6 protein-coding genes are annotated in these 6,290 nt (G+C 63.9%); 1 reads left to right on the forward strand and 5 read right to left on the reverse strand.

The window, feature by feature from the left end; all coding sequences use genetic code 11:
* From JOZ76_RS12190 to JOZ76_RS12210, 5 genes are all read right to left on the reverse strand, one after another.
* Window positions 1-1,364 (reverse strand): dihydroxy-acid dehydratase domain-containing protein (locus JOZ76_RS12190; protein ID WP_291698876.1); only part of this gene is annotated, 1,364 nt, incomplete at its 3' end.
* Window positions 1,361-2,737 carry an MFS transporter gene (locus JOZ76_RS12195; protein WP_291698877.1) on the reverse strand — a complete coding sequence of 459 codons (1,377 nt, stop codon included), beginning with the start codon at window positions 2,735-2,737 and terminating at the stop codon, window positions 1,361-1,363. The genes JOZ76_RS12190 and JOZ76_RS12195, both read right to left, overlap by 4 nt.
* 50 nt (window positions 2,738-2,787) lie before the next feature.
* The gene (locus JOZ76_RS12200) at window positions 2,788-3,252 is read right to left on the reverse strand and encodes an aconitase X swivel domain-containing protein (protein ID WP_291698878.1); all 465 of its coding nucleotides are present in this window, start codon (window positions 3,250-3,252) and stop codon (window positions 2,788-2,790) included.
* A complete protein-coding gene (locus tag JOZ76_RS12205; protein ID WP_291698879.1) occupies window positions 3,249-4,523 on the reverse strand; it encodes an aconitase X catalytic domain-containing protein in 1,275 nt (424 codons plus the stop codon). Before JOZ76_RS12205 ends, JOZ76_RS12200 begins: the two co-directional genes overlap by 4 nt.
* Window positions 4,524-4,559: 36 nt before the next feature.
* Window positions 4,560-5,891 (reverse strand): FAD-dependent oxidoreductase, encoded by a 1,332-nt coding sequence (locus JOZ76_RS12210; RefSeq protein WP_291698880.1) that lies wholly within the window; start codon window positions 5,889-5,891, stop codon window positions 4,560-4,562.
* Between the two features lie 298 nt (window positions 5,892-6,189).
* On the opposite strand from JOZ76_RS12210, the gene JOZ76_RS12215 reads away from it, so the two are divergent.
* A partial coding sequence (locus JOZ76_RS12215; RefSeq protein WP_291698881.1) for a helix-turn-helix domain-containing protein occupies window positions 6,190-6,290 on the forward strand: 101 nt, incomplete at its 3' end.

Below are 6,290 nucleotides of genomic sequence, written 5' to 3' on the forward strand. Positions count from 1 at the left end.
CCAAGGACGGCAAACACCACGGCCGACGCCATGCCCATGCCCGGCGTGCCCCTCGGTCCGAGGCCACGCACGACGATCGCCTGGCCTTCCGCGACCACGCCGCGCTGGATGCCCTCGATCGCCGCGAGCGCTGTCTCGAACACGATCGCCGGCCCGCGGAAGGACAAATTGCGCCGCTCGGTGACGCTGAGCTTCACGATGCAGGTCTCCGGACACAGGCTGCCTCGCAACATCACGATGGTCGGCTGCGTGCCGAGCGGGCGCGACGCGGGGCGAATGACCTCCTCGTCCGCGACCCTCAAACCGGCAAGGTTTTCGCCGAGCGTGCGACCCGTCACCGTGCGGGCATGGCCGCGCAGGAAAGGCACGAGCTGTTTCATGACAGCGCGCGTGCCGCCCGCAGCCTCGAACTCCTCGGTCGTCCGATCGCCGTTCGGCCGGACCGCGGTCAGAAGCGGGATCACGTCGCCATATTTCTCATAAAGTCGGTAGACGTCGACGTCGCACTCGGCCTCGCGTGCGACGGCCGCAAGATGCTTGGCCGAATTGATCGAACCCGAGATGCTGAGCATCACCATCACGGCGTTCTCGAACGCTTCAGCGGTCAGGATGTCGCGTGGCCTGAGATCCTCGTCCACCATCTCGACGATGCGTGCGCCGGCCCTGTCGACGAACTCCCACATGCGCGCACTGTTGGCGAGGATCGGCGTGCTGCCGGGAAGCGACATCCCGAGCGCCTCGCAGGCGGCGTGCATGGTATTGGCCGTGCCCATGCCGGCGCAGACCCCGGGCCCGCGGATCGCGACATCGCCCATGGCCTTGATCTCATCGGTCGAGACCTTGCCAAACGCAAGCCCGCCGGCGGTCGCAAACACATCCTCGATGTCGCAGACCTGCCCCCGATGCGTCCCGCTGGGCTGATAGCCGCAGCAGAAGATCAGGGTCGGGATGTTGAGACGTCCCGCGGCCATCAACTGGCCTGGCGGCGTCTTGTCGCAGGAGGCAAGGCAGATCATCCCGTCGAGCAGCGCACCCTCGACCTGCACCTCGATGTCGTTGGTGATGAGGTCGCGCGCGGAGAGAATGTAACCGCCCTTGTGACCCCAGCTGGTCACGAAATCGCTGGGCGCGCAGGTGCGTACCTCGAACGCGACTCCGCCGGCGGCACGGACCGCCTGCTTCATGCGTGCGGCGATGCCGTCCAGATGCGAATAGCAGATCGCGAGATCCGATGAGCTGTTGACGATCGCGATCTTCGGCTTGGCCATGTCATCATCGGTCAGTCCCAGGGCGCGCCAAAGTGCGCGGCGCGTCGCCCACCTCGTGTTGCCGTATTCGCTGTTGCTGCGCAGCTTCCTGTTCATTGTTGCTGGCTCACCAGATTGTCAGCGTCATGCATCGCTGCCATGACCTCGTTTGACCGCAGGCGGTGTGCTGCGGCGAACGCCCGCATCAGAACATAGGCTGCAGCGCTTGCAGCGAGCGTCGGGATGGCTGCAACAAGGAACAAGCGCGCGGGCTGCCAATGCATGGCGACGAGAATGCCCGCGAGACTTGGCGAGATGATCGAGCCGATGCGGCCGATTCCAAACCCCCATCCTACGCCGGTCGAACGCAGGCTGGGTGGATAGATCAGGGCGGACGACGCATTCAGTGCGGATTGCGTGCCGATCAGGAAGAAACCGACCGCGAAGATGCACGATGCGAGCGCGCCAAAGGAGACACCTGCGCCCGACAAAACGATCATCGCGGCTGCCGCGCAGAGATAGCCGAGCGCCACGGTGCGAAATGCGCCGAGCTTGATCAGGACCGGAGAAATCAGCAAGGTTCCCGCAATGCCGCCGAGCGGCAGCGCCGTGGTGATCGCGACGATCTCGGCCTGGGAGAGCCCCGATCCGCTGAGCAGCGTCGGAATCCAGTTGTTGTAGAAATAGATCGCCATGATCGAGGTGAAGAACACGATCCACAGCAGGCTCGTCAGGAAGGCCCGCTTGTCCTGAAACAGCTGATAGAGCTGAAAGCCCGGCCTGTCCTGCGGCGAGATCGCGAAATCGCTTCCGGCATCGAACGAGACGCCTGGCTCGATGCGCGACATCACGGCGGCGATCCTTTGTCGCGATACCCCGCTCAGCACCATGTATTCGACCGGTTCGGGGAGCCAAAGATAGAACAGCGGCGCCAGCAGGATCGGCAGAACGCCGCCGACATAGAATACGGTCTGCCAGCCGAACGTTGCCAGAAACCCGTAAGTATAGCCGGCGGCAATCTGACCGAGCGCGAGGCTGATATACATGATCATGACGACCGTCGTCCGAATCCGCCTCGGGCAATAGTTGCTGGCGATCGCGATCGAGATCGGCGAGGCGCCACCGAGCGCAAGGCCTGCGAGAAACCGGACCGCAAACAGGGCATTCAGCGTCCGGGCGAAGGGTGTCAGCAGCGAGAAGACGCCAAAGGTGATGCAGCAGAACAAGAAGGTGCGGCTCGGGCCGAGCCGGTCGCCCATCAATCCGAACGTCAGCGCGCCCAGCGTGAGCCCGAACAGCCCGGCCGAAAACACGGGACCAATCTGGGATCGATCGATGGCCAACAGCTTGATGAATTCCGGCGCGGTGAAGCTGATCGACAGGAGATCGTAGCCGTCGAAAAAGATCATGATCCCGCACATGACGAGGATCCGGACCTGAAAACCTCCGAAGCGCGCGTTTTCGATTGTCTCGGTGACGTTCACCGTCACTTGCTTGCCCCCATCTGCATCGTCTTGTCGCTCCTCGAAACTCGGAAGCCTCAGACCGGCGCTTCGCGGGGCCGCTTGAAAATCTCGACGACGCCGTTGTCGGCGTCGACCTTCACCCAATCGCCGGTTTCGATCACGAGCAGCGGATCCCGATCCAGATCGGTTATGGCCGGGGCGCGGGTGACCACGGCGCCGAGCGCGATTTTGGTCGTCATCTTGTTGAAAATCATCGCGCGCGGCGCGACGCCGTTCAGGCGGGTCATGTGGAAATAGGCGGACCAGCCCGACGACCCCTTGGCGCCGGGAAAGACCAGAATCTTGTCCTTAAAGCTTCGGCCGCGCAGTTCGTGGCGGCGTTCGATGATGGTGCCGTCGCGCTCATTGATGCCGCCCCAGCCCGAAATCGTATCCTGGGTCACGATCGCCTCGCCCTCGGCACAGCCGCCAACCACTTTTCGCCCGCGCAACACGATCTTCGTTGCACCATCAGCGTGACCGACTCTATCCGCGCTCATGCCAGGCCTCCATTCCACCGGCCGGTCAGCGCGGCCTCGATGCAGTCCCTGACCGAACCGAACCAGGCAGACACGCCCGTGATCGCCGGCAGATAATGCGCCTGTTTCGCCGAGTCGGTCGCCACGACCTTCGTCCCCCTCGGCATATGGCGGGAGATCGCCGGGCAGGTATCGCTCATGACCACGCCGCCGGCCTCGCCGATGATGCTCGTGTAGCCGTTGCGATCCGCCACCTCGCGCAGAGCGCGCGGCGTATGCACCCAGAGCTGGGTGTTGAGGCTGATCTTCCGCCCTTCCAGCAGCGAGGCAATCAGCGACACCTGGTCGATCGAGTTGTGCGGGCAACCGAGCATGACGAAATCGACCTTGCGGTCGGTCGCGCAATTGAGATTCTCGTAGGCGATGCGCCGCTCCGCCGCACCATATTGCAAGGTGTCCTTGATGGCGTTGCCACCGAACGCCTCCTCGATCGAGCGCGCCTCCGGCGTCACCTCGGGGATGTGATACATCTCGACGCCGCCCGAGGATGCGGCGGCAGCGCCAAAATGCTTCAGCTTGATGAGGCTGGGCTGATGACAGCGTCCCGTCAGCACCGGGATCTCGTCATCGACGATTTCGCCGAGATAGTATCCGAGCAGGCCCCAGTCCATGATGTCGTCGACGTCGAGCTCGACCTCGACGAGATGCGTGCCGCGGCGGTTCTCCGTGACGTGATAGCCCCAATAGGGAATTCGTCCCGTGAGCGCCGCGGCGCCGGTGCTCTCCTTGCCTTCGGTGTTGGTGCGGGCGCCGAGCACCGAATTGCAATAGACCACGGCGGAGGATTCCATCCACGCGCAATGCTCGCCCTTCACCGGCACATTGCCGACCTGATACGGCGTGCAGGTCGCGAACATGTTGATACCGCGGCGGCCGAAATAGGCCTCCGCCTGCTTCTGCTGGTCGGCGAGATCCTCCGAAATCCCCTGGATGCGCCAGCGTTCATTATCGATACCCGTGATCAGCTGACAGGTGTTGGCCACCATGTGCGGCACCTCGACAATCTCCGGACTGTCGAGATTGAGCTCCGAATAAACCGCATCAAAGCCCTTTTTGGCGAGCTCGCGCACCGATGGCGTCGAGGCGTTGAAGGCACCCGCGACATTGTTGGTCTCGACCAGCCGCTCGGCGCCGAGCGCCTCGCCATAGCGCACGAGCAGATCCATCGCGCGTGCCTTCGCCCGCCCCTGTTCGCCCTGAAGCATCGACTTCTCCTGATCGGTCAGTTTCATCGGCATCCTCCCCGCCGGATCTCGTATGTCCGCGTGTCAGCCGGCGCGGCTTGGCCATCTCATGTGCCTGGTCTCCACATTGTCACGCACGCGCATCGCGAGCGCGGCGATATCGATCTGGTGCACGCTGCCGGTGCCGGCGAGATCGAGTGCCTTGGCGGCGGCTGCGCCCATCGCAATGCACGGGCCCATCACGCGCACGCTGGAGAGCGCGGCGTTATCGGCGTCGATGCAGCGCCCGGCGGCGACGACATTGTCGGCCTCCGCCGGCACCAGGCTGCCGAGCGGCACGTAGTGCACGTGGTCCTCGTCAAAGGTCTGCCAGACATGCCCCGTGCCATGGTCATGCAGTTCGATCGGCCAGGCCGTGCGGGCGACCGCGTCAGGAAATTTTGTGCCGGCCCGCACATCATCCACGGTGAGCTGCTGGCGGCCGACAATCCAGCGGGTCTGGCGAATGCCAGGGAAGCCGTAGGCGCGAATGCGCGCCTTGCCGAAACAATCCGGAAATTCGGCGCGGAGAAACGCCACGGCGCGATCGGCCTGATCCTTGCCGTCCAGTCCTCGAGCTGAGGCGTCGATCGGATCAAGCGGCGTCTCGACATGGGTCATGTTCATCGCCGCCACACCGCGGCCCGGAATGATGAAGGCGAGGCCCTCGCGGCGGACCAGCCCATAGGCGTCGCCCTTCTGCTTCATCCGCCCGCCGATCTCCTCGCGGCTCGGCTGCTTCGCCTCATCGATGTTTTCCAGGATCACCATCTGCGTGCCGAACACCGGGCCGTTGGCCGGCTCCCGGCAGGCAAAGCCCGCCTGCCAGACCAGCGCCGCATCGCCTGAGGCATCGACGAAGCCAGTCGCCGCGACCTCGACATCGCCGTAGCGGGTGGCGAGGCCCAGGGACTGGATGCGGCGGCCGTCAACGCGGACTTCGCGGAGCACGGCGCCGACGATGGGCGTAATCCCCTCCTCCTGGACGGCGCGGTCGATCCAGCGGCCCAGCGCGATCTCGTCGTAATAGACGACCGTCGTCAGCGGACCATTGCGATAATGAAGCTGGTCGCTGTTCTTGCCGAGCGTGTCCAGGATATCGTCGGCGATACCGCGGGTGAACTGATAGCCGTGCGTCCCGTTGGAGAACAGGCCGCAAAAGGTCCCAATGATCGAATTGACGGCTTGGCCACCCAGTGCAGGAAGGCTGTCGACCAGCACGACCTTGCGGCCGAGCCGCGCGGCTTCGATCGCCGCCGAGACGCCGGCGATCCCCGCACCGACCACGCAGATGTCGGCCTCGACCCTGCGGAGCGGACCCTGCGTGGTTCGTCGCACAATGTGTGTACCAACGGAAACACCGTTAGCGCCGGTCATTGCAAAGTCCTTCCATCGACATTCCTCGCCGGTCGAAAGCCTGCGATCGCCGCGACCGGGAAGCTTTGGCGCCGCTCGATCGATCCTTGTGTGGCCAGACAGAGTTAGTCCGCGGATCCCGGACGAGAAAGCCGGAGGATGAGAAGACATCTTTCTCGGATTGAGAAAAGCAAATGAGGTTGATGCCGCGTCGGCGCGTCAAAAAGCCCCAGACTGGGCATATCGCAATGCAGCAGAGGCCTGCTTGCCCAGAAAGGCCGATATGGCATGATTGCTTTTCTCGAAGCGAGAAAGACATTTGGACACGCTGCTGAACATCAAGGCGTTTCTGGCGACGGCCCGCGCCGGCAGCTTTTCGGCGGCCGCGCGGCAGCTCGATGTGGCGCCATCCGTGATCGT

This window comes from Bradyrhizobium sp. (assembly GCF_019244115.1).
Lineage (GTDB): Bacteria > Pseudomonadota > Alphaproteobacteria > Rhizobiales > Xanthobacteraceae > Bradyrhizobium.

Excerpts from the sequence above, each read along its gene's own strand:
- JOZ76_RS12200 (WP_291698878.1), bottom strand. The coding sequence starts at position 3,252 with ATGAGCGCGGATAGAGTCGGTCACGCTGATGGTGCAACGAAGATCGTG.
- JOZ76_RS12205 (WP_291698879.1), bottom strand. The coding sequence starts at position 4,523 with ATGAAACTGACCGATCAGGAGAAGTCGATGCTTCAGGGCGAACAGGGG.
- JOZ76_RS12210 (WP_291698880.1), bottom strand. The coding sequence starts at position 5,891 with ATGACCGGCGCTAACGGTGTTTCCGTTGGTACACACATTGTGCGACGA.